Below are 22,316 nucleotides of genomic sequence, written 5' to 3'. Positions count from 1 at the left end.
CCCCCACGGTGAACACCACCGTGACTGGCACCGGTACGGCTGCGGACCCGTACGAGGTGAGCGCTGCCGTGGTGCTGGACGCCACCCCGCCCGGCGGCGGCACCAACCTGATCCATGCAGGCGCTGAGGGCCTGTACGTGGAGTGCGCGGATGTCCGCACCTGCATCGCGGCCGGGACCGGCATCGACTACGACGCGGCCACCGGCACGATCTCTGCCGAGCCCCCCGCCGCGTTTGTCGCCGCGTGCGGCCTGGAGGGCGACGGCTCGGCCGCCACCCCGCTGGCGGTCAAGGTCGCCGCCTGGCCGTACCTGTGCCCGATGGAGCCGGCCGCCAGCCAGGTGTACTGCGACAGCTCGGGCACGCTGCGCGCGGAGCCGCGCGGCAGGGCGCTGTACTTCCAGCAGGGCCTGGACCAGAACTACGCGGCCACCCTGGTCCCTGGGGGCGCGAGCGACACCCCGGTGGAGGACCGGCCGTTCACGGTCACCAACCCGGACCCCTGCCGGACGGCGTTCGTCATCTTCGAGGCCGAACTGGACATCGACTTCACGCTGCCGCCGAACAGCGCCGCTTTGTACGCCATCGGCGGCGACGACATGTTCCGGCTGGAGAACAAGTCCACCCAGCAGATGAACGCCATCCACGTGCAGACGACCAAGGTCTACAACCGGACCATCGCGCCGGGCGCCACCCTCGTCGAGCCGTTCGTCATCGGCATGGGTGGCAACTACAACAACAACAGCACGTACACGCGGATCCAGACCTGGCACCGCGCGTTCCTCTTCATCCTGTGAGGCACACCTGATGGCCACTCATTACCTGCGCTTCGCCAACGGGTCCGTCGCCCGGCTGGAGACGGACGACGAGGAGGCTGCCCTCCCGGAGGGCGCCGAGGAGATCACGGCGGAGGAGTACGGCGCGGAACTCGCCACCATCCAGCAGGCCAACGCCGACGATCTGGCCGCCCAGGAGGCGCAGATCCAGGCCCACGCCGAGGCGGACTACCAGGCGCTGCTGACGCTCGGCGTGCCCGAGGCGACCGCGCTCCGTCTGTCCGGCTACGCCCCGCCGGACGAGGAATCCCCCTGACGCTGGCGAGCAGTAACGAAGCACGGTAGTGGCGCTGCCCCCTGGCTATGCTGTGGGGGTAGCGCCGCTGGTTTTGGGCCGGGCCTTCCTGCACAAAGGGAGGTCGTGGGCATGTCCTGCCCCCTCATCAGCAACCTGGACACGGTCCGGGTCACGCGGCTGGACGCCTGCGGGCGGCCCATCTGCGGCGACGACAATGCGTTCGTCTTCGACTGCCTCGCATCCATCTCGGCCAGCCCGAACGTCGACGACGGCGACCACATCAGCTACAAGGCCGCCAACGGCAGGCAGTGCGGGTTCCGCAAGGGGTGCCCGACGTTCAACGGGTACGACTTGGAGATCAACTTCTTCTCGGTGTCGCCCGAGTTCATCGAGATCACCACGGGCAACCCGGTCGTTTTCGGCTACGACGGCAAGCCCATCGGCTACGACGACTGCTCCGTGCAGTGCAAGACGGGCTTCGCCCTGGAGTTCTGGGCGGAGGCGCTCGGCGAGGACGTCTGTTCCACCAACGCGGCGGGCGGAGCGTTCCTGTATTACCTCCTGCCGTGGGTCACCAACGGCTTGCTGGGCGACCTGGAGATCGGCAGCGAGGCGGTCACCCTCCAGCTCACCGGCGCGACGCGGTCCGGCGGCGGGTGGGGTGTCGGGCCGTGGAACGTCATGCCGACCGACGCGGCCGGCACCGCGGGCCCGATGCTGACCCCGGTCGGCTCGAACTGCCACCGCCGGTACTTCCTCACGTCGGTGCCGCCGCCCGAGCCGGTCTGCGACTACGTCCCCGTCACCGGCCCGCTCTGCCTGGCGTCCTGACCGTGGCCGACCTCGACCTGGTCGTGCCGGTGCGGGAGGTCCCCGTCAACCAGCAACTGCGCTTCGCGCTCAGGAGCTGGCAGGCGAACCTCCCGCACCGGCGCGTGTGGATCGTCGGCTACAAGCCGGCCTGGCTGGGCGGGGTCGGCCACATCCCGACGCGGCAGACGGGCACCAAGTTCGCCAACACCACAGCTGCGGTGCGGGCGGCCTGCGAGCACCCGGAGATCAGCGACCCGTTCCTGTACGCCAACGACGACATGTTCGTCATGGACCCGCTCGGCGAGATGCCCGTGCTGCACCGCGGCCTGGTCGGCGACGTCGAGGCGTACTACGCGGGCCGCTCTTCGGGCGAGTACCTGCGGGGGATGCGGGAGACCCGCGATGTCCTCGCCGACCACGGGTACGACGCGCCGCTGTGCTACGAGCTCCACGTCCCGCTGCCTGTCGGCAAGGCGGGGATGCTCACCGCGCTGGACGCGGGCCGCCACCTGGACGTGCTCCACAAGCGGACAGCGTTCGGCGTCCTCAACGAGATCGGTGGCGAGCAGATCGCGGACGTGAAGGTGCTGCACCGCTCGCCGCGCTTCGACCGGTCGACGCCGTTCCTGTCGACGATGCCGGACAGCTTCGCGAACGGCGACGTCGGCCGCGTAATCCGCGCCGCGTTCCCGTCGCCGTCCGACTACGAGTACCGGGGGCGCTGATGCCGATCCAGACAGGCCCGTGTCAGGCCTGGCCGACGAAGCTGTGCTGCGACGTCGAGAACGTCGAGGCGGAGGTCCTCGAGCGCTGGACGCTCGTGGCCTCTCAGATCCTTTGGGCCTTGTCGGGGCGCAGGATTGGTCCGTGCCCCGTCACCGTGCGGCCGTGCAGGCGGGCCTGTCTGGAGTCGGCCGGCTTCTTCTCCTTCCAGGCCGGGACGGGCACCGGCCCGTGGATCCCGTACATCGGCGCCGACGGCCTGTGGCGCAACGCATCGGTGTGCGGCTGCCGGTCGGACTGCTCGTGCGGCGAGCTGTGCGAGGTCCTCCTTGAAGGCCCGGTCTACGACATCACCGAGGTGAACGTCGGCGGCCAGGTCCTTGCCCCGGAGCAGTACCGGGTGGACGCGCCCGGCCGGCTGGTGCGGGTCGGCGGCGGCTGCTGGCCGGACTGCCAGGACATGGCAGCCCCGCCTGGCGCGTCCGACACGTTCACCGTGACGTACCGGATCGGCCTGCCGGTCGACGAGGCCGCCACAGCGGCGGTCTCCGAGCTGACCTGCCACCTCCTCAGGGGCTGCGGCGGCACCGGCACGTGCGGTTGCAAGGCCAACCGGAACGTCACCCGGCTGACGAGGCAGGGCGTCGATATGGAGATGGCCGACCCGACGGTCATCTACAGCGAGGGCCGCACCGGACTGCCGCTCGTCGACCTGTGGCTGATCACCGTCAACCCGTACCGGCTCACCGGCCCCTCGCGGGTCTACAGCCCGGACTTCCGCACCCCGAGGGTCCAGCAGTGGCCATGAGCCCGCTCGTGATCCACGAGACCGCTGAGCAGCTCCTCGCCTGCGTGTGCGCGGAGCTGACGCTGACGGCGACGAAGGTCGACGGCCAGCCCGGATGCCCGTGCCGGTCCTGCATCGTGCCGGGCACGCCGGCCTGGGACGACTGCGCCGGCGACTGCACGGGCGGCGACCCGCCCGGCCAGCTGACCGTGAACTTCGTCGGCCTCGTCGCGAGCTCCCACTTCCCGACGGACACCCGCGACGTCCTCGGCTCGAAGAACTGCCTGCCCATTCGCCCCGCAGCCGAGTTCCTGATCACGCTGCTGCGCTGCGCACCCGGTCCCGACGGGCAGGGCTGCCCACCGACCTGCGAGGAACTGACGGAGGCCGCGCGCATCCTGGCGGTCGACGGCGTCGCGGTGTGGAACGCCCTCCAGTGCTGCTTCCCGCTGACGAGCGACGCCCGCCGGGGGCGGACCTTCGTCATCGGCGCGCAGCGCACTGTCGGCCCGCAGGGCGACTGCGTGGGGATCGAGCAGCGCATCACCGTCGCCCTGCCGTCCTGCCAGTGCGAGAGCTGAGGAGCCGTCATGAGCGTTGACGTACGGATCGAGCAGGGGCGGCTGGAGTGGTTCCTGCGGTTGCGCGGCGGGATCGTCGAGCGGCGCCTCGCTCGCCGCACCAGCCGTACGGCGGACATCGCCCGCAGCCTGGCGCCGGGGAGCATGGGCGAGTTCATCGACTGGCACGTCGAGCAGGGCGCGCGTGGCCTGGAGGGCGTCATCACCTGCTCCCACCCGGCGACCCGGTTCGTCCTGGAAGGGACACGCCCGCACATCATCAAGCCCCGCCGGGCGAAGGCGCTGCGGTTCGAGGTCGACGGCCAGGTGGTGTACTCGGCCATCGTCCGTCATCCCGGGACGCGCCCGAACAACTTCCTCGGCCGAGCGTTGCGGCTTGGTCGGTAAATCAACCGTCTTGTTCAGGACCTTCCTGGGGAGCTCCGCTGTCCGGGGTGTGGTGTCCCTTGCCCGTGTGGATCGACTGGTGCTCCTCCGATCGCGCTGCTTAGATCATTGTGGGCAGCCGTCAAGAACGCCCTTCGAGCCTCATCGACTTGTGTAGATAGTGCGCTTAGGTCAGGAGACCTTTCCGCATATCTGAGGAGGTCGCTTATGTGTGTAATGGTTAGTTCCGAATGCTCGCTGCGGAATATATGAAGCACTTGCTCTGCATTCAGTCGCGATTCGAGCATGTCGGGGAGAGAAGATCCATCTCTCCAGTAGCTCTCCATTCGTCGGAGAGCCGAGTCCAAGGGTGCCCGCCGTATGAGGTCCGCATCGGGACCTTCGGTGAATCTGAGTCGGTCGCAGATGTGTGACAAGGTGGACTGTGCGCGCTTGTGTGCGGAACTTATGACTCCGCCTTGAGATCGCGCCTGGACGGCACGCAAAAGCTCATGTGCCAGTTCTTCCAGGTCGTTCGATTCCAGGCGGACGACGTTAAAGGCCCTTACTGCTCGATTCGAGCACTCGGAGATAGCCACCTCGGATGCCTGGATAGTTTCGGGCGTTGTCGTGTGGTCGTCCGGTACTTCTAGGTCGTCCAACTCGGAAGTGCTTACCAAGAACTGAACAAAGGCATCTCTGCGTACGCTGCGACGCCATTGATCGATATTCGCATCCGCTGTTGCTTTGACGCCGTCCAGGGTTGCTCGATACGTCGCTTCCGCCGACTGTAGCGCCGCCTTCAACTGCCAGCGGCCAACAAGGACCGCGGCCGGTATGCCGACCGCGGTCACAGCCGCAGCTGATATCGCTCCGATGCCTGCGAGATCCACGATCGCATCTTGGCTCACTTCCGTCCCGGTTGGGGGGCGTTCACTAACACGGGTTGCTGCGACGGCCCGCATGGGGCAGGTGAGGCTACTCTTGCGCGGCGCGCCGCTGGTTTTGGGCCGGGCGTACGCGCGGTAGAAGGGCGCATCCCGTGGCAACGAGAGATTTCGCAGTCCGTACCGAGCCCCACGTCGCCACCCTCGGCGACCTGGGCGAACTCCACTTCGTCCCCGAAGTGTTCGGGGACGAGTTCCTCGACGGCTACAACAAGGTCCAGGAAGCGCAGAGGGCACTCGGCGGCGAGGAGGACCTGAGCAAGCTGGAGCCCGGTGCGCTGCGCCAGGTGTACGGCTCCATGCGCGAGTTCCTGGGCGGCCTCATGACCCCGGAGTCCGCCGAGAAGTGGCAGCGGTTCGAGGTCGTGAAGGGCGGCAAGGTGGCGGCGTACTTCCGTACCCGTGCCGAGGCCGACTTGAAGGCCGACGAGCTCGGCGGGACCGCCCGCGTGCAGGACAAGAGCATGCGCGTCCCGGACCGCGTCCTGGTCGAGCTGCTGGAGTGGACGTCCGAGCTGTACGGAGGTGGCAACGACCGCCCTACTACACCGTCCAGCGGATCATCGCGAGCGTCCAGGAGGGCTGGGACGCCTGGGAAGGCCAGCTCGCGCTCCAAGGCATCGACCCGCACCGCTGGACGCTCCGCACGCTGATCAACGCCGCCGAGCAGGCGATGTACCAGTCCGCCGAGGATGACGCCGAACGCCGGCGGATCCAGGCGAAGCTGTACGCGCCGCCGACGGGGCAGCGTCGCCCCCGCACGCGTCGGACGACGCAGTCCCAGCCTCAGCCGCAGCAGGCACCGCGCAGCGCCCTGACGATGTCGGACGCGCAGTCGTTGATGGCGCAGCTGGCGGCTCAGGACGCTCAGCTCGGACTGGGATGAACCGGATAATCTGGGATCGCCGCTGGTGCTAGGCCGGGCAACCGCACTCCTTCGTGAGGTTGCCCGATGGCTGGCGATGACGTCGACTACGGTCGCGCGACTATCCGGATCGACATCGACGACAGCAGTGCTGACGGCGAGTCCCGGACCGCTGGCAACCGGATTCAGCGGGCCCTGCTGCAAGCCACCCGCCGGGTCGGCGAGCAGATGCGCCGTCAGATCCAGCGTGGGCTGTCTGCGCGGGCGGTCACGGTCCGGGTGGAGCCGGACCTGTCGCGGTTCGACGCGCAGCTCCTGGCGGGTCTGCGATCGCTGACCTCCATCGACATCCCGGTGGCGCCGGACGTCACCGGGTTCGTGGAGCGGCTGCGGGCTCTCCTGGCTGATGTCGAGATCCCGATCCGGGTTGTCCCTGACCTGTCGGACTTCGATGCCCGGATCCGGGCGCACCGTCCGCCCACCATCACGGTCGACGTCGACTTCGACACCGATGGCCTGACCCGGGCCTTCACAGGCCTGGCGTCGTTCGCCGGCCGGGTCGGCGGCGTGATCTTCGGTGCCCTGAAGTTCGGGGCGATCGGCATTGCCGCCGCGGGGGCGGCGACCGGGATCGCGAAGTTCGTGGCCGCGCTCGCCCCGGCGGCCGGCCTGCTCGCTGCGCTGCCCGCGGTCGTCCTCGGCTTCCAGGCCGCCATGGGTGCCTTGAAGCTGGCGCTCTCGGGGGTTGGTGATGCCTTCAAGGCCGCGCTGAGCGGCGACTCCAAGGAGTTCGAGAAGTCGCTGGAGAACCTGTCGCCCAAGGCGAGGGCGGCGGCGCGCGAGGTCCGTGCGCTGAAACCGGCGTTCGAGTCGCTGCGGAATTCCGTCCAGGACGCCTTCTTCGCCCAGATCGAGGGGCAGATCACCACTACGGCCAAGGCCCTGGGCAGGCCGCTGAAGTCCGGGCTGTCCGGGATTTCCGCCGCGTGGGGTGTGGCCGCCAAGAACGCCCTCGGGTACATCCAGGGCGCCAAGGGTGTGGCCGACGTCAAGTCGATCCTGGGCGGCGCGCAGGCCGCCACGGAAGGGCTGTCGCGGACCACGAACCGGCTCACGGCCGGCCTGCTCCAGGTGGCCGGTGTCGTCTCGGAGCGGTTCGGGGATGAGCTGGGCGGCGGGATCGAGGCCTTGGGGAAGCGGGTGGGGGACTTCCTCCAGCGCATCGCATCGAGCGGGCAGGCCGTCGCCTGGGTCGACGGTGCCCTCAACACGCTGGCCCGCCTCGGCGATATCGCCGGGAACGTCGCGCGCATCTTCTCCGGCCTGTTCCAGGCCGGGGAGGGTGCCGGTGCGGGGGTGCTCAACAACCTTCAGACCGTCACCCGGGCAGTCTCGGACTTCGTCAACTCCACCAAGGGCCAGGATGCGTTGGGCGGCATCTTCGGAACGATCGGTGAGGTCGCCAAGCAGCTCGGCCCGATCATCTCGGCCCTCGTGTCGAACCTGGGGCAGATCGCCCCCGCCCTCGCGCCCCTGATCGCCGGGTTCGGGCCCATCCTGGTGCAGCTGATCGGGCAGCTCGGCAGCGCTGCCCAGGGGGCGTTGCCGCAGCTCGCGACGACCTTCGAGCAGATCGGGGTCGCCGCCGCGTCCCTCGGTCCGGCGCTGCCTCCGCTGGCCGAGGCGGCTGCCGCGCTGGCCCGGTCCGCCGCGGACCTGCTGGCTGCGCTTGCCCCCGTGGTCACCGTGTTCGCCCAGCTCCTCGGGCCGATCATCAACTACGCGGCCCCCGTGATCGTCGCCGCTGCCGCGACCCTCGGCCTCGTCAAGGTGATCAAGACCGCCGCTGCTGTGATCAAGCTGGTCCAGGGTGCGTGGCTGGCGCTGCAAGTGGCGTTCGCGGCCTCCCCGATCGGCGTGATCGTCATCACCGTCATCGGCCTGGTAGCGGCGATCTACCTGCTGTACCAGCGGTTCGCGGTCGTGCGGAACGTGATCGACACCGTGGGCCGGGCCCTGCGGGACGGCTTCCTCGCGGCGGTCGACGCCGTGACGTCGGCGGCGTCCACGATCGCCGACCTCTTCGTCGGAGCGTTCAACTCGGCCAAGGCGGCGGTCTCGGCGGGGATCGATGCCGTGGTCGGCTTCTTCACTGCCCTGCCAGGCAGGATCACCGGCGGTCTGTCGTCGCTCGGCTCCACCATCGGCCAGTTCTTCGTGGGGGTGTTCGAGACTGCGAAGGCCGGGCTGACGACCGCGACGCAGGCCGTGGTCGACTTCTTCGTGGCGCTGCCCGGCCGCATCGTCGCCGGTCTGGCAGCGCTGCCCGGACTGCTGCTCGACGCGTTCACCAGCGCCGTCGCGTACCTGATCATCGGCCTGCTGACGCTGATCGCCGGCGTGAACTTCCTCTTCACGGAACTGCCCGGCCGGATCTACAACTCCCTGGTCAGCCTCGGCTCGTTCCTGGTCAGCGCCTTCACGGCGGGCTTCAACACGGCGACGGCCACGGTGTCCGGGTGGATCTCGTCGACGGCCGCCTTCTTCGAAGCGCTGCCGGGCCGGGTCGCTGCCGCGGTGGTGTCGCTCGGCTCGTCGCTGGCCAGCGGCTTCCAGGCGGCGTTCAACGTGACGACGGCCACGGTGTCCGGGTGGATCTCGTCCACGGTCGCCTTCTTCCAGAGTCTGCCCGGCCGGGCCGCTGCGGCGGTGTCCTCGCTCGGCTCGTCGCTGACGGGGAGCTTCAACAGCGGTTTCAACTCGGCGAAGGCCGCGACCACCAATTTCATCTCCTCGACCGCCAGCTTCTTCCAGGCGTTGCCCGGCCGGATCGTCAGCAAGATCTCAAGCCTGGGATCCCGCATCGCGGGTGTCTTCTCCAAGGCGGCCAGCTCTGCGAGGAGCGCCGTGTCGGGGTTGATCTCGGGCGTTGTCTCGCTGTTCTCGGGGCTGCCCGGGAAGATCCTCGGTGCGATCGGCAACATCGGCGGTCAGATCATGGCGAAGGTGAGGGCCGGCCTCCCGGCGGTGGTGAAGAAGTATCTTCCCTTCGCGGACGGAGGCATCGTCTACGGGCCGACGCACGCTCTGATCGGTGAGGCCGGGCCCGAGCTCGTCATCCCGCTGTCGAAGCCGAAGCGGGCGGCGCAGCTCGCTCACCGGTCCGGTCTGCTCGCCATGCTCGGCGTCACCCAGGCCCGTTCCCTCGCCTCGGTCTCGTCGACGGTCGCGGGCGGGGGCGCTGCCGCGAACTCGGCCATCTCCAGCCTGCGCGGCGCGCTCAGCGGCATCGCGGGCCTGCTGGACAACATCGGCCTCAGCGTCGTCCAGGGCATGGTCGCGGGTATCCGGGACAACTCCCGGCTGGTCGTCGCGGCCGTGGAGGGCATGGCCGACTCGGCGGTCACCGCGGCCGAGGACACGCTCGGTATCGCGTCGCCGTCGAAGGTCTTCGCGAAGATCGGCAAGGACGTCGGGGCCGGGTTCATCAAGGGCCTCACCGGGACGGCCGCGCAGATCAAGTCAACCACCGAGAAGCTGGTCTCGGACATCACCAACGCCTTCAAGGGCAAGAAGACGACGGTCGACGACCGGCTCGTCACGCTCCTCAACGCAGGCAACAAGAGGTTGCAGACCCTCGCCACGCAGCGCGACGCCCTGGTCCAGAAGCTGGCCGACGCCCAGAAGTTCGCGGCGGACACGACGAAGGCCGCCATGGACGCCTTCTCGCTCCAGAGCCTGGCCCAGGGCCAGGACACGGTCACCGCGAAGTCCCTGACCGCAGGCTTGCAGAGCGCGGTGACCCAGGTCCAGAAGTTCACCGCGCAGATCAACAGCCTGGCCAAGCGGGGCCTGTCGAAGCCGCTGCTTCAGCAGATCATCGGTCTCGGGCCCGAGCAGGGCGCCCAGCTCGCCAGCGTGCTGTCGGGGTCCACCTCCGATCAGCTGAAGCGGCTCAGCAGCCTCCAGGCGCAGCTCGCCAAGGCGTCCGGCACGCTCGGCAACACCAGCGCCGACCTCCTGTTCGACGCGGGCAAGCAGGCCGGTGCGGGCTTCCTCACCGGCCTGAAAGCCCAGCGCAAGAACATCGAGAAGCTGATGCTGGACATCGCGCGGGGCATGCAGGCGGCGATCCGTACCGCGCTGCGCATCAAGTCCCCCTCACGCGTGATGATGCGGCTCGGCGACATGACCGGCGCCGGCCTCCAGCTCGGCCTGGTCCGCCGGATGGCCGCCCTGTACGCGGCGTCCCGGTCGGCGGCGCAGGCCCTCGTGCGCGGCGTGCGGTCGCAGATGTCCGGCCTGGCCGACGCCGCGCCCGCGCTGGACGGCGGCGGCAACGTGGTGCCGCTGACGAGGAGCCAGCGACTGCGGCAGACCCGCACCGACAGCACACCGTCCGCGCCCGCACAGGCGGCAGCGGCCGGTGACGTGATCCACAACCATCATTGGGAGATCCGGGAGGTAGGCGACGCCCACGTCACGGCGCAGCGCGTACTCAACCGGTTCGTGCTCGGGGCAGGAGTGGCTGGCTGATGGCGACCGAATGGTTCATGAGCTACGGCGGCGTCGAGGTGGTGAACCACGCCCGGCTGAACACGTACCTCGAGACCGTGGGCTCTCCACTGGACGGCTACGGCGGCTGCGGATGCCCGACCTTCGGCCACGCGACCCTGGACGAGCTGCCGTACACCACACCCGGGGACACCAACAGCCCCGCTCCCTGGTACGACGCCGACGTGCCCGAGAGCGGCGAGTTCGCCGGGATCCTGGTCCTCCAGGTCGACGGCCTGGACGACTACCCGGTCCAGCGGACCGTGACGGGCGGGATCGCCGGCGGCGGCGCCATCGGACCCGCCCGCGCTCTGCCGCGCACGATCACCGTGACCGCGCTCGTCCTCGGCTCGACGTGCTGCGGAGTCGACTACGGGCTGCACTGGCTCGGCCAGGTCCTCCAAGGATGCGGCAGCGGCGAGTGCGACGGCGACTGCCTCACGGTCTACAACTGCTGCCCCGGCGAAGTCCTGGACGCGGCCACGTTCAACGAGCGGCACCGGCGGACCCTGCGCCGCGTCGCGCTCGTCGAGGGCCCGCGCGTCACCGCGAGGGCCGGTAACGGCTGCGAGTCGGGCGCGTGCCAGAGCGGCGCGGACATCCTCACCGTGGAGTGGGTGATGACCGCCGCGGTGCCGTGGCTGTGGACCGACCCCACGCCGGTGCTGGAGGTCACCCCGCCGATGGACCTCGACGGCTCGTGCGTCGAGTGGTGCCTGCTCCCGCCCGGCCAGTGCCCCGGCGGCTGCCGGTTCGCCGAGTGCGCGGATCCCACCGCGGCGTGCGCCGACCCCCGCTGCACGCCGACGACGCCTCCGCTGCCCGGCGCCCCGCTGAGCACCTGCTTCTGCCTGCCCCTGGCGGCCGAACGGGCCTGCTACGAGATGGACCTGACGAACCGGCCGACGTGGAGCAACGACGCGCCGATGGTCACCATCCGGGCCGGGTCCAGCGACCTGCGGAACATCACGGTCGAGATCTACGAGCACAGCGACCAGACGCTCACGTGCGAGGAGACCGCCGACGCGGGCCGGTGCTCGCCGCAGAACTACTGGCACGTGACGTTCATCCCTGCCGGGGGCGCCGTCACGCTGGACGGGCAGACCGGCCGCGCCACGGTGGAGTGCGGCGGCGTGTGCGAGTCCAGCCCCGACGTCTACGGCCGCGACGGGATGCCGGCCACCTACCAGCTGCTGGAGTGCGCGCAGTTCTGTGTCTGCATTTCGACAGACATCGAGTCGCCGCCAGCGATCGATGCTGTGGTCGCGCTCAGCGTCTCCGGGCGAGGTCGCTAAGGGTGCAAATGCGGCATTTTATCCGGTGAAGCGGACGGAATGGATCAATGAGTGGACGGCCCCGGCGGAAGGGTGAGAGCTTCCGGCCCGGGGCCCGAGGCCTGTATGGAGGCTCGGATGAATCAGCCTACGTGCATCGTCATCTATGGCGATGGAACGAGGTGTGCCCAAGCCCGCCCAAGAGCGGGCGTTCCTCCATCTGTCAGGCGTGCCATTTATGATCACGCCGACACGACGGGGCCAACCCGAACGGTCGGCAGCGCAGTAGGCAGGCGTGCCGCCCGGGCATGCTCATCGCCGACATCCGCGTTGTCTTGTCAGGACACTGACGGCTGCGTGATCCCGCCCGGGTACTCGGTTAGCTAGACCCAGATCTCGTGTTCGTTGCGGTAGTGCGGCAACGGCCGCCCAGGCTGCTGTGCGGCAAGGACGTGATTGATGCCCGCAACCGATGACCCCGGGCGCAGCGGCTCAATCAGGTAGCGGTCCAGCTCGGAGCGGCGCATCTGGAGCGTTCAGCCCGGCGTCAGCGTCAGCCCTTCAGGCAGTGCCACGGCCCGCAATCGTTCCTGCTGGTGGATCTCCATGGGGCATGAAACTGGCGACCTTGCGTAACCGTGAGTCGCCTATCGCGTATCCCTCGGTTGCCGAGGGCTGATGGTCACCGTGAGTGGTTTCTGGGGGCAGGCGAACGCCGGTTCCCGAATCACTCCAGGTCTTCCCACGTCCAGGGGACAGCGGCACTTCCATCGGGTTCCCGCCCGAACCTGAACCGCCTTGGGTGATCACCGATCCGGATGAACTCGTTGAAGCACCCTGCGGCAGGAAGCCGTTCGGCCAGGGCGGCCGTCTGCTCCTCCGCCCCTGCCTCCCGCAGCGCCTCCAGCAGTCTGGCCGCGGCGTACGGGCGGTCAAGGGCGGCGTGCGCGGCGGGGTCACGGGCCAGCAACGCGGCCGTCTGCTCCTCCGCCCCGGCCTGCCGCAGCGCCTCCAGCAGCTGGGCCACGACGTCCGGGTTATCGAGGGGAATGTGCGCGGCGGGGTCACGGGCCAGCAACGCGGCCGTCTGCTCCTCCGCCCCGGCCTGCCGCAGCGCCTCCAGCAGCCCGGCCACGGCGTCTGGGTTATCGAGGGAGACGTGCATGGCGGCCCGCTCGGCCAGAGCCGCCGTCTGCTCCTCCGCCCCGGCCTGCCGCAGCGCCTCCAGCAGCTGGGCCACGACGTCCGGGTTATCGAGGGAGACGTGCATGGCGGCGTGGTGGGCCAAGACCGCCGCCTGGTCCCCCGCCTCAGCCAATCGCAAACGGTCCAGCAGGTAGGCCACGGCATCTGGTTCGTCGAGGGAGACGTGCGTGGCGGCCCGTGCAGCTAGGGCTGCCGCCTGCTGTTCCGCCCGGGCCTGTCGCAGACGGTCCAGCAGGTAGGCCACGACGTCTGGGTTGTTGAGGGGAAGGTGCGTGGCAATGCGATGGGCCAGGGCTGCCGTCTGTTCCTCCGCCCCGGTCAATCGCAAACGGTCCAGCAGCTGGGCCACGGCGTGCGGGTCGTCGAGGGGGACATGCGTGGCAGCGCGGTGGGCCAGGGCGGCCGTCTGCTCCTCCGCCCCGGCCTGCCGTAGTGCCTCCAGCAGCCCGACCACGGCCTGCGGGTAGTCGAGGGGAATGTGCGCGGCGGGGTCACGGGCCAGCAACGCGGCCGTCTGCTCCTCCGCCCCGGCCTGCCGCAGCGAATCCAGCAGCCCGGCCACGGCGTGCGGGTTATCGAGGGGGACATGCGTGGCAGCGCGGTGGGCCAGGGCGGCCGTCTGCTCCTCCGCCCCGGCTTGCCACAGACGGTCCAGCAGGTACGCCACGGCGTGCGGGTTATCGAAAGTGACGTGCGCGGCGGGGGCGCGGGCCAGCAACGCGGCTGCCTGCTCCTCGGCGCCGGCTTCCCGCAGACGGTCCAGCATCCAGACCACGGCGTCTGGGTCGTCGAGGGGAAGGTGCGTGGCAATGTGGTGGGCCAGGGCGGCCGTCTGCTCCTCCGCCCCGGCCTGCCACAGCGCCTCCAGCAGCTGGGCCACGGTGTGCGGGTCGTCGAGGGGGACGTGGGTGGCGGCCCGTTCGGCCAGGGCTGTTACCTGCTGATCTGCCTCGGCTTCCCGCAGCGTCCTCAGCAGCTGGGCCACGGCGTACGGGTCGTCGAGGGGGACGTGCGCGGCGGGGTCACGGGCCAGCCACGCGGCCGTCTGCTCCTCCGCCCCGGCCTGCCACAGCGCCTCCAGCAGCTGGGCCACGGCGTGCGGGTCGTCGAGGGGGACGTGGGTGGCGGCCCGTTCGGCCAGAGCCGCTGCCTGCTGTTCCGCCCCGGCTTTCCGCAGCGTCCTCAGCAGCCCGACCACGGCGTACGGATCGTCGAGGGGAAGGTGCGTGGCAATGCGGTGGGTCAGGGTGACCATCTGCTTCTCCGCCCCGGCTTCCCGCAGCGTCCTCAGTAGATCGGGCACGGTGTGCGGGTCGTCGAGGGGGACGTGGGTGGCGGCCCGTTCGGCCAGGGCTGTTACCTGCTGTTCCGCCCCGGCTTTCCGCAGCGTCCCCAGCAGCCCGATCACGGCGTACGGATCGTCGAGGGAGATGCGGGTGGCGGCGTGTTTGTGGAGTTGGGCGGCGTCGCGGTACAGGCCGCGGCGCCAGGCGGCGTCGCCGAGCGCGGTCAGGTCGGTGGTGGGGGCGTGTTTGGCTGCTGCCGTCCAGAAGTCGATGGGCGGGATCGTCTCGGCGCGGTGGCGGCGGCCATGCTGGTCGAGATAGTCGGCCAGCCGGTACAGCGGCCCCTGCCCGGCCCCAGGGCCGGCGTCGGTGGTCGTGCGGCGGGTGCGCTGGTTGCGGGGTGCGCCGGTCCTGACGGGGGTGAGGATGCCGGGGATGCCGTTGCAGGGGGTGGTGACGTAGTCCAGCGCTTGCTCGAGCCAGTCGTCGCCGGTGTGGTCCCACTCGGCCTCGGTGAGGTACCCAGGAGCAGCCTCCGTCAGCCAGGCCAGGGGAAGGCGCGGCCCGGCGCCGAGACGGCGGGCGTCCATGGCGGCATGGATCAGCGCTCGGGTGGCGCCTCGGGCCCGTTGGTAGCGGTCCGTCAGAACCGGTACCCCGGCCAGGTACTGGGTGATCTGGCCGTCCCGCGCGTGGTCGGCAGCCTCGCTCAGCCGGGGATCGAGGCCAGCGGTGTCTTCTAGCGCAGCTAAGTCGGCGCCGGTGAAGGCATCCGGCACCGCGATCCAGTGCCCGTCCAGCAGCTCCCGGGCCTGGGCATGGATGTCCGGGGTGGTGCGGGTGGTCAGGGTGTCCCAGTGGCCGGGCCAGAGGGTGGCGAGCACCAGTACTGGGGCACGTGCCGGATCGTGCAGCAGGGCCCGCAGGCCTGCTGCGACCTGCTCACCAAGCTGGTCGGGTTCCAGGTAGAACTGGGCCTCGTTCAGCCAGATCACCGTGTACGGAGCGATGCTGGCGAGTTCGGCCAGGACAGCGCCGGGGTGGATCGGGTGCCACAGCCGCCAGGGATCATCCCTCCCGCGCAGCAGGTGCAGGACTTCCCAGCAGGCGCGGGTCTTTCCGGTGGAGGAGCCGCCCACCAGCACCACGATCCGGCTGGCCTCGGCGGCTCCCTGCGCCACCACCTCGGCCAGCGCCCGGTCGTGCCCGCGCGGCACATACGCCGGGAGCACCGGCACACCGCCGGCCGGGGAACCGATCGCACGGTGCACCTCCAGACCAAATGTGAAGGGGTCGGTCACCTCCGGCAGGGGCCAGCCCGGCCGCATCCGCTCCAGCACCGCCCTGCCCTGCCCTGCGTGCACCGCGGTACTCGTACCCTGCGCGCGTCGACGGGCCTCGGCCTGGTACACACGCCGCCACACCTGCACGTCCAGCACCGCGACCGCCGCCAGGTCACCGGCCAGCCCGACGCGCTCGGCACAGGTCCGCACGGCCCGCACCAGGTCCAGCAGTGGATCGATCTCGTGCGGGAACTGGCCTTTGCCCAGCCAGTTTCCGATTGTGGTCGGGCTGACCCCAGCGGCCCTGGCCAACGTGCGGTCCGACGGCAGCTGCTGCAACCGGCCGCTGCGGAACGTGGCCAGTTCGTCGATCAGCGCGGCGTAGTCCGGCTCCTCCTGCGCCGCCGGTCCCGTCATCATGACGCCCTTTCGTTCCCCCAGCCCGTACACGGGCGTCCACCCCGTCCCTGGACACCCTGGTGAACGCGCACTCCGGCCGTGGCGTGAACCCTAGCTCCTACCAGCGGACTTCGGCCCGATGTGTCCAATCCGCGACCAGACTCCTGCAAGACGGCCCCCTGGACAGCCAGCTTCGGACTTGTCGCGCACGGCCCGCACAGGGCCGTCACCACCCCGGGGAGTTCACGCGATGAGCCCATTGCAGATCCTGTCCCTGCTGCTCGCCCTGTCCACCGCCCTCAACATCGCGATCGCCGCGGGCTTGCTGGCCCGCCGATCCGGCGCCAGCATTTCCCAGGCGATCCTCACGGGCGCGGGCGCCGCAGCCACCAGCTTGGGCATTTACTTCGCCGCGGTCGCCGCCTACACATGACCATTGATCACGTCCACATCTGCGTCACGTCATGGAGGACCGCAGAGCCGGGATGAGCCGGAGGACCCCCGCCGTGTCCAGCAGGGCCTCGACGGTGTCCGCGTCCGCTGCCACGGCGAGCCGCACCCGGGTGCCGGCGGGACCGGGTCAGCCCCTCCGTAACCGGTCGGCGGACAGCCGCATGGGTCTGCTGCTGCCCATCTTCGCGGTGCGCTTGGCCATGGACAGCCCCCTGGGGTCTGCACGAACTGGGACGACGCTGAGCGTCACGAGGGATGCTGTCCACCGTGAAGGCCGTTCAAGGACCGCTTCCCGGCCGAATGCTCATGCTCCGTTGTCCAGTTGACACCTGCCTGGGTGGGTGATGATGACGCGGTGAGTCTGGATCTGAGCAACTACGAACTTCGCTGGCCGACGTCGCTGTTCGTATCCGAAGGAGAGCGTGTTCTTCGGTCGTCGAGCACCTCGTGGGAGGAGCAGGCGAGCTGGCTGCTGACAGAGGCCCTGGCCGGCACCACAGCGGTGGCCGATTTCGAAGACCTGTCCAATCGGCCCGCACCCTCAGATGATCCGTGGGCCAGCCCCACCCCCGACTGGGGGAAGCGGGGCGGGATGAACAAGCGGGAGTGGCTGACGGAGTTGGTCAGCCGCGCTGCCGAACTGCGGCATGCGGCCGAGCCGCGACCGTACTGGCCGCAGCGGCAAGGCCGCCGCCTCTCGCACGACGGCAGCACAGCACGGGACACCCGCCGTGACCTCGCCCGGATCATCAGCGACTTCGCCGACAACGGCTATCTGGCAGAGGTCTTCGGCGAGGAATGCGTCGACGATCCCACCGAGCTGCCGGACGCCTCGCGAGTGATCGAGCGGCGACTGGGCATCCCGGACCTGTGGCCTCTGGCCCCGGAGACATGGGACGAAGACACCTTCTTCGGCCTCATCGAAGTCTTCCACGACCTGGTCAGCCGGCCTCGCGCACGCCACTTCCACCCCTGGAACAACTGCGGGTGGCATCACTCGGAGTTCCACAACGGACCCGCCCGCATCCTGTACCGGGGCAAGGTCAATGAACTCCTGCGCGAGGACGGCATCGAGTACGAGCTGGCCGCCGAAGGCGAGGACCTCGGGCGCCTGGTCGCCGTCACCGACGACGCCCGCAGCGCCCTGGTGCACCGGGCGCTCAACGACAGCGCCCCGGACATCGCCAACCGGATCCGTCACGCCATCGCGCTGTTCCGCGGACGCGACACGACGGCGGAGAGCAAGCGATCGGCGATCGTCACGCTGGCGGGCATCCTCGAGGAACGCCGCGCCCTGCTGAAGGACCAGCTCGGGAAGGACGAAGGCGCGCTGTTCGAGATCGCCAACCGCTACGACCTGCGCCACCGCAAGGCGGACCAGCGCGGCGACTACGACGAGGCATTCCTGGACTGGATCTTCTGGTGGTACCTCGCGACGGTCGAGCTGACGAACCGGCTTATCGCGTCACGGATCGGCTGACTTCTGATACGGCCATCGCCAACCTGGACTGCTCGCGCACCCTTCGCGGGTCCGCCCTGGTCGCCACCGGGCTGATGCATCCCCGCGGTCATCAGGCTCCGCTCGCCGTGGGCCGGATCGAGGAGTACCCCGAAACACACGCGGGTGCTCGGGCGCGCAGGAGGGTGCGCTGTCGGTGGGGTGAGTTACGGTCGGTGGGTCTCCAGGGACCGGTCCGCTCCCGCCTGGCCCACAACCCGGGTCAGGCAGGAGCGGCGTGCTCGCCCCCTGGTGGTTCTCGGCGCGGGGGCGGGCCCTTCCGATGGGAAGGCCGACACCGAGGTGCCTTGTGTCCCATTGACGTCTGTGCAGCGCCGGAAAGCAAGAAGAACTGGGAACTTCTCACCGTACTGCGTACACGGCGTTCGTCTTGAGACCTTGAACCGATCAGGTCCGAGCGCGGGTGGGCGAGTTCGGTAGCCCGATTGTTCCTGGCCGCGAAGCAGTTGTTCCCTGAATCCATGATCACGTGGCGTGACAACTCCGCTACGGGTCATGCTTGTTGACCTTCCGGTCGGAACGGAGTCGGCGCCGCTCCGACCGGCGCTTCTGCCAGTCATCGATGGGCCTGGCGGGCGGAGAGCAGCCAGCTCTCCGAGGTCGACGGAAACAAGAGGATGCCTTCGTGGAACTTCGTTCGATAGGGATCATCACCCTCGCTGTGCTCGCATGGAGCCTGGTGATGGTCTTCGCCGGCCAGGTCGCGGCGATCGCGACACTGGCGCCAGCGCTGGGGGTGACGGTGCAGCAGATCGTCCGTGCCGCCCGCCCCCGCAGTGGCCCAGCCTCCGGGTACGGGGTCGACGCGGTCCCGGACCGTGAGGAGGACGCCGCATCATGACGTCCTCCCTTCCACCGGACGGCCCCGATGACCCGGGTCGACCACGGCCCGGTCGGCCACTCGGCCCCATCGCCACCGACTGCGCTGCGGCCCACCGTGCCTGGCTCGAGCCGCTGCGCGAGGCCTACAAGGAGTCCGGCCTGACGATGACGGTACTCAGCAGACGCGTACACATGGCCCGCTCGAAAATCTCGGAACTGATGAGCGGCCGCAAGTACCCCCGCTGGGAGCTGCTGGAACCGATCGCCTTTCAGCTCAAGGTCCCGGCGGGGCCGCTGTACAAGCTGTGGCGGCAGGCAGCGCCGGACATCCGGCGCAAGTCCCCGGCATGGTCCGAGGCGACCGCCGCGGCGGTCGCCGTCCAGCACAGCCCGCCGCTGAACCACACCGGCTTTAGGGAGCTGACCGAAGCCGGCTACGACTTCTACGCCAGCGTCTTCCTGCCCGACCCGCAGCGAGCGGCCTCGGTGGAGGAAGCCTACGACCAGCTCTGGCTGTCCTGGCCGAAGGCGCTGGCCAGCCCGGACATCCGCCGCCACGGATGGGGAGTCCTGCGCGAGAGCGTGATGTCGCGCATTCCCCACCTCGACAACTGCCCCCAGTTCCTGCACACCGCGTTCGACACGGTCGCGCTGCGCGCCCTGGCCAGCCCTGAGCACCTCGACGCTGCCCTGGAGCAGCTCGTCGAAACCCAGGACCTCTTCAGGGCGATGAGCCGGCTGCCCGCCCCGCAGCTCGACGTCGTCGTCCTGTGTTCCCTGGGCGGCATGACCGAGGAGGAAGCCAGCGACCTCCTCGGAGTCCCACTGGCCGCCGTACGCTCCGACGAACGGCACGCGACCCGGTACCTCACCCACGTCCTATGCCCCCCACCCGCCCCGGAAGGAACCCCGCGTGACCACCATTGAAGGCATCCTGTCCCGTGCGCTGCTGGTTCGTGACCGGACAGTGCCCCGCGACGTCGTCCCGCCGGACTGCGGACCTGCCCACGGCTCGCGCACCGGCCCCTCCCCGGCCCCGCTCCCGGCATCCAACACCGAAGCCGCCGAGGACCTGCGGGCCTTGTGCGAGACCGTGCTGTCCCACACCCCGAACGACGAGGTCACGGAGTTCCTCACCGAGCAGCTGCCCGCTCCGCGCAGCGCCCTCGCACTCGCCTGCGTCATGCAGCTCACCTGCACTGACGACGGCGCACGCTTCTGGTGGCAGTACGCCGCCGGCGCCGGACAGAGCGCCGCCGCCTACTGCCTCTACCTTCACCACCTCGCCAACGGCGAAGAAGACCTCGCCAACTGGTGGCACCGGCAGACCGACGTCATTGCCACCCCCGCCCCCACGGACGATCCACCTGCGGAGAGCCCTGACACCGAAGAAGAATGGGCTCCAGCAACCCATCCGCTCAACACCAGCCCGAACACCATGCTGCGCGTCCTGCGCCGACTGGCCCGAAACCCCCACCAGGCCCGCACCCTCACCCAGTTGATGAGCTACCTGCCCACGGCAGTCGACGTCGGCTACCTCCGCCACGACTTCGAGATCCCCCTGCCGGGCCCGGACTTCGCCGATCGCGTCACCGCCCTCGTCAACCACTCTCGGCAAGACCGCCTCAGCAACCTGCCGGGAGCGGACCGACAGCGTTCCGAGGAGCTGCCCCGCCGATCCGAAGCAGCACCCTCCTCACGTGAACCAGCCGACTGCTGACCTGGACTGAACGGCCTGCCCGGCGCGCAGGAGAATTACGCGGGCTCCGGACGAGCACGGTCCGGGGCCCGCGGTTCCAGAGAGTCGCCCGAGCCCTGCACGTCATCACCCGGGGTCGAAACCCTTCAAGACAGGGTCCAGCTCGGCGGCGGCACCACACAACGAGCAGAGCCAGACGCCTGGCTGCTCGGCCACGTCCAGAGCCCGCTCCAGCGGCAGCACCGGTGCCCCCGCCGACGCCTCTTCGCAGTCGACGGCGTGCACGACACAGGGCACGGGATACGACCCCGATGGTGCTAATACTCCAGCTGTAGATCGTGATCTTCATGTCTGGGATGCGGCTTGCCGCCGGTAGTGACTGGTGCGTGATCGTGCCTGGTGGCGGCGGCGCCAGTCGGACCAGGCAAGCCGGTGGGCCGCGTCGCGGACGGGCCGGACGACGAGCGCGATGAACAGGCGGCAGATCTCGTTGCAGGACAGCGGGATCAGGTCGTCCGGCGCGGGGTGGCGTGCGTGTTCGTCGGCGCGGACGACGGCGAGGAAGGCATGGGCCAGCATCGCGAGGGTGACCCAGCGGGCCCACGAGGGGTAGCGGCGGACCTGCGGTTCGTCCAGCCCGGTCAGTCCCTTCGCAGTTTGGAAGGTTTCCTCCACCCGCCATCGGGAACCTGCGACCTTGACCAGGGTGGCCAGGGATGCCGCCGTGGTGGAGTGACAGCGGTAGTAGGCGAGTTCACCGGTGCTGCGGTTGCGGCGGATCAGCAGCTGGTGGCGGCCCGGTGCAGGCTCGGCGAGGTCGATGACGGCCCAGTCGTAGAACCGCTGGCCCTTCGCGCCGCGTCCGGCCGAGAGCTTCTGCCAGGCTCGCTTTGGCACCTTCCGCGCCAGTACATCCGCGCGGAACCTGCCTGCGCCGGTGGTCACTTCGGCCGAACAGGCCACGGCGAGAACATAGCCGATGCCGCGTTTCTCCAGGGCCGTGCGGAGTTTCGGGTTGCCGCCGTAGACCTCGTCCCCCGTGACCCAGCCGACGTGGTGTCCGGCGTCCAGGAACCGTTCGATCATCGTGCGGGCCAGTTCCGGCTTGGTCGCGAAGACGGTGTCCTCGCCGAGTCCGGCTGCCCGGCAGCGATCCGGGTCGCACGTCCAGGAGCGCGGGATGTACAACTCCCGGTCCACCGCCGCGTGCCCGCGCTCACCGGCGTAGACGAGGTAGACCGCGACCTGGGAGTTCTCGATCCGTCCAGCCGTTCCGGTGTACTGGCGCTGGACCCCGACCGTGCGGGTGCCCTTCTTCACGTCGCCGGTCTCGTCGACCACCAGCACCGCGGCCTCGTCATAGAGGTGCTCGACAACGTATTCACGCACGTCATCACGGACGTCATCGGCATCCCAGGCGGCCCGGGACAGCAGATGCTGCATGCCGTGCGGGCTGGTTTCCCCGGCCCGCTCCGCGATCGTCCAGCAGTTCTTGCGCGGCAGGTCCGACAGCAGACCCAGCACCAGCCGCCCGGCCCGCAGCCGTGGTTCGACCCGGGCGAACCGGCCAGCGATCCGGCCCATGGCCACCTCGAACGCCTCCCGCCAACGGACAGGATCTATGCTGTGACCTGCGGCCACCGTCTCATCGTTACTCCACACAAG

Annotated in this window: 18 protein-coding genes; 15 read left to right on the top strand and 3 right to left on the bottom strand. The window is 69.6% G+C overall.

What is annotated here, in order from left to right; all coding sequences use genetic code 11:
• The 10 genes from ACZ7OY_RS29215 to ACZ7OY_RS29170 all read left to right on the top strand — a co-directional run.
• Positions 1-797 (top strand): hypothetical protein (locus tag ACZ7OY_RS29215; RefSeq protein ID WP_471914148.1); only part of this gene is annotated, 797 nt, incomplete at its 5' end.
• A gap of 10 nt (positions 798-807) precedes the next feature.
• A complete protein-coding gene (locus ACZ7OY_RS29210; RefSeq protein ID WP_471914147.1) occupies positions 808-1,092 on the top strand; it encodes a hypothetical protein in 285 nt (94 codons plus the stop codon).
• Between the two features lie 111 nt (positions 1,093-1,203).
• Positions 1,204-1,905: a hypothetical protein gene (locus ACZ7OY_RS29205; RefSeq protein WP_471914146.1), complete on the top strand. Its 702-nt coding sequence runs from the start codon at positions 1,204-1,206 to the stop codon at positions 1,903-1,905.
• Positions 1,906-1,907: 2 nt separating this feature from the next.
• Positions 1,908-2,612, top strand: coding sequence for a hypothetical protein (locus ACZ7OY_RS29200; RefSeq protein ID WP_471914145.1), 705 nt, complete (start codon positions 1,908-1,910; stop codon positions 2,610-2,612).
• The gene (locus ACZ7OY_RS29195) at positions 2,612-3,418 is read left to right on the top strand and encodes a hypothetical protein (protein WP_471914144.1); all 807 of its coding nucleotides are present in this window, start codon (positions 2,612-2,614) and stop codon (positions 3,416-3,418) included. The genes ACZ7OY_RS29200 and ACZ7OY_RS29195 overlap by 1 nt, the downstream gene beginning before the upstream one ends.
• Positions 3,415-3,978, top strand: coding sequence for a hypothetical protein (locus ACZ7OY_RS29190; RefSeq protein WP_471914143.1), 564 nt, complete (start codon positions 3,415-3,417; stop codon positions 3,976-3,978). Before ACZ7OY_RS29195 ends, ACZ7OY_RS29190 begins: the two co-directional genes overlap by 4 nt.
• A 9-nt stretch (positions 3,979-3,987) precedes the next feature.
• On the top strand, positions 3,988-4,365 hold the full coding sequence (locus ACZ7OY_RS29185) for a hypothetical protein (RefSeq protein WP_471914142.1): 378 nt from the start codon (positions 3,988-3,990) through the stop codon (positions 4,363-4,365).
• A 1,021-nt stretch (positions 4,366-5,386) separates the two neighbouring features.
• Positions 5,387-5,944 (top strand): hypothetical protein, encoded by a 558-nt coding sequence (locus tag ACZ7OY_RS29180; protein ID WP_471914141.1) that lies wholly within the window; start codon positions 5,387-5,389, stop codon positions 5,942-5,944.
• A gap of 299 nt (positions 5,945-6,243) precedes the next feature.
• Entirely contained in the window at positions 6,244-10,692 is a 4,449-nt protein-coding gene (locus ACZ7OY_RS29175; RefSeq protein ID WP_471914140.1) for a hypothetical protein, read from the top strand.
• On the top strand, positions 10,692-12,005 hold the full coding sequence (locus tag ACZ7OY_RS29170) for a hypothetical protein (RefSeq protein WP_471914139.1): 1,314 nt from the start codon (positions 10,692-10,694) through the stop codon (positions 12,003-12,005). The genes ACZ7OY_RS29175 and ACZ7OY_RS29170 overlap by 1 nt, the downstream gene beginning before the upstream one ends.
• A 706-nt stretch (positions 12,006-12,711) precedes the next feature.
• Here ACZ7OY_RS29170 and ACZ7OY_RS29165 read toward each other — a convergent pair.
• Entirely contained in the window at positions 12,712-16,179 is a 3,468-nt protein-coding gene (locus tag ACZ7OY_RS29165) for a hypothetical protein (protein WP_471914138.1), read from the bottom strand.
• Positions 16,180-16,408: 229 nt separating this feature from the next.
• Here ACZ7OY_RS29165 and ACZ7OY_RS29160 point away from each other — a divergent pair, with 229 nt between their 5' ends.
• The 5 genes from ACZ7OY_RS29160 (at position 16,409) to ACZ7OY_RS29140 (ending at position 20,672) form a co-directional block, all read left to right on the top strand.
• Positions 16,409-16,591 carry a hypothetical protein gene (locus tag ACZ7OY_RS29160; protein WP_471914137.1) on the top strand — a complete coding sequence of 61 codons (183 nt, stop codon included), beginning with the start codon at positions 16,409-16,411 and terminating at the stop codon, positions 16,589-16,591.
• A gap of 375 nt (positions 16,592-16,966) precedes the next feature.
• Positions 16,967-18,091 (top strand): hypothetical protein, encoded by a 1,125-nt coding sequence (locus ACZ7OY_RS29155; RefSeq protein ID WP_471914136.1) that lies wholly within the window; start codon positions 16,967-16,969, stop codon positions 18,089-18,091.
• Positions 18,092-18,755: 664 nt separating this feature from the next.
• Positions 18,756-18,971: a hypothetical protein gene (locus ACZ7OY_RS29150; protein WP_471914135.1), complete on the top strand. Its 216-nt coding sequence runs from the start codon at positions 18,756-18,758 to the stop codon at positions 18,969-18,971.
• Positions 18,968-19,879 (top strand): sigma factor-like helix-turn-helix DNA-binding protein, encoded by a 912-nt coding sequence (locus ACZ7OY_RS29145; RefSeq protein ID WP_471914134.1) that lies wholly within the window; start codon positions 18,968-18,970, stop codon positions 19,877-19,879. Before ACZ7OY_RS29150 ends, ACZ7OY_RS29145 begins: the two co-directional genes overlap by 4 nt.
• Complete coding sequence (locus ACZ7OY_RS29140; RefSeq protein ID WP_471914133.1) at positions 19,866-20,672, top strand: hypothetical protein; 807 nt, start codon at positions 19,866-19,868, stop codon at positions 20,670-20,672. The genes ACZ7OY_RS29145 and ACZ7OY_RS29140 overlap by 14 nt, the downstream gene beginning before the upstream one ends.
• A gap of 105 nt (positions 20,673-20,777) precedes the next feature.
• On the opposite strand, the gene ACZ7OY_RS29135 is transcribed toward ACZ7OY_RS29140, so the two are convergent.
• Together ACZ7OY_RS29135 and ACZ7OY_RS29130 are read right to left on the bottom strand one after the other, a co-directional pair.
• Entirely contained in the window at positions 20,778-20,948 is a 171-nt protein-coding gene (locus ACZ7OY_RS29135; RefSeq protein ID WP_471914132.1) for a DUF6233 domain-containing protein, read from the bottom strand.
• Between the two features lie 48 nt (positions 20,949-20,996).
• Positions 20,997-22,235 (bottom strand): IS701 family transposase, encoded by a 1,239-nt coding sequence (locus tag ACZ7OY_RS29130; protein ID WP_471914131.1) that lies wholly within the window; start codon positions 22,233-22,235, stop codon positions 20,997-20,999.
• Positions 22,236-22,316 lie beyond the last annotated feature (81 nt).

Source organism: Streptomyces sp. NPDC107559 (assembly GCF_055657365.1).
Note: the sequence above shows the minus strand (reverse complement) of the source record. Positions and strands in the feature narration are given on the sequence as shown.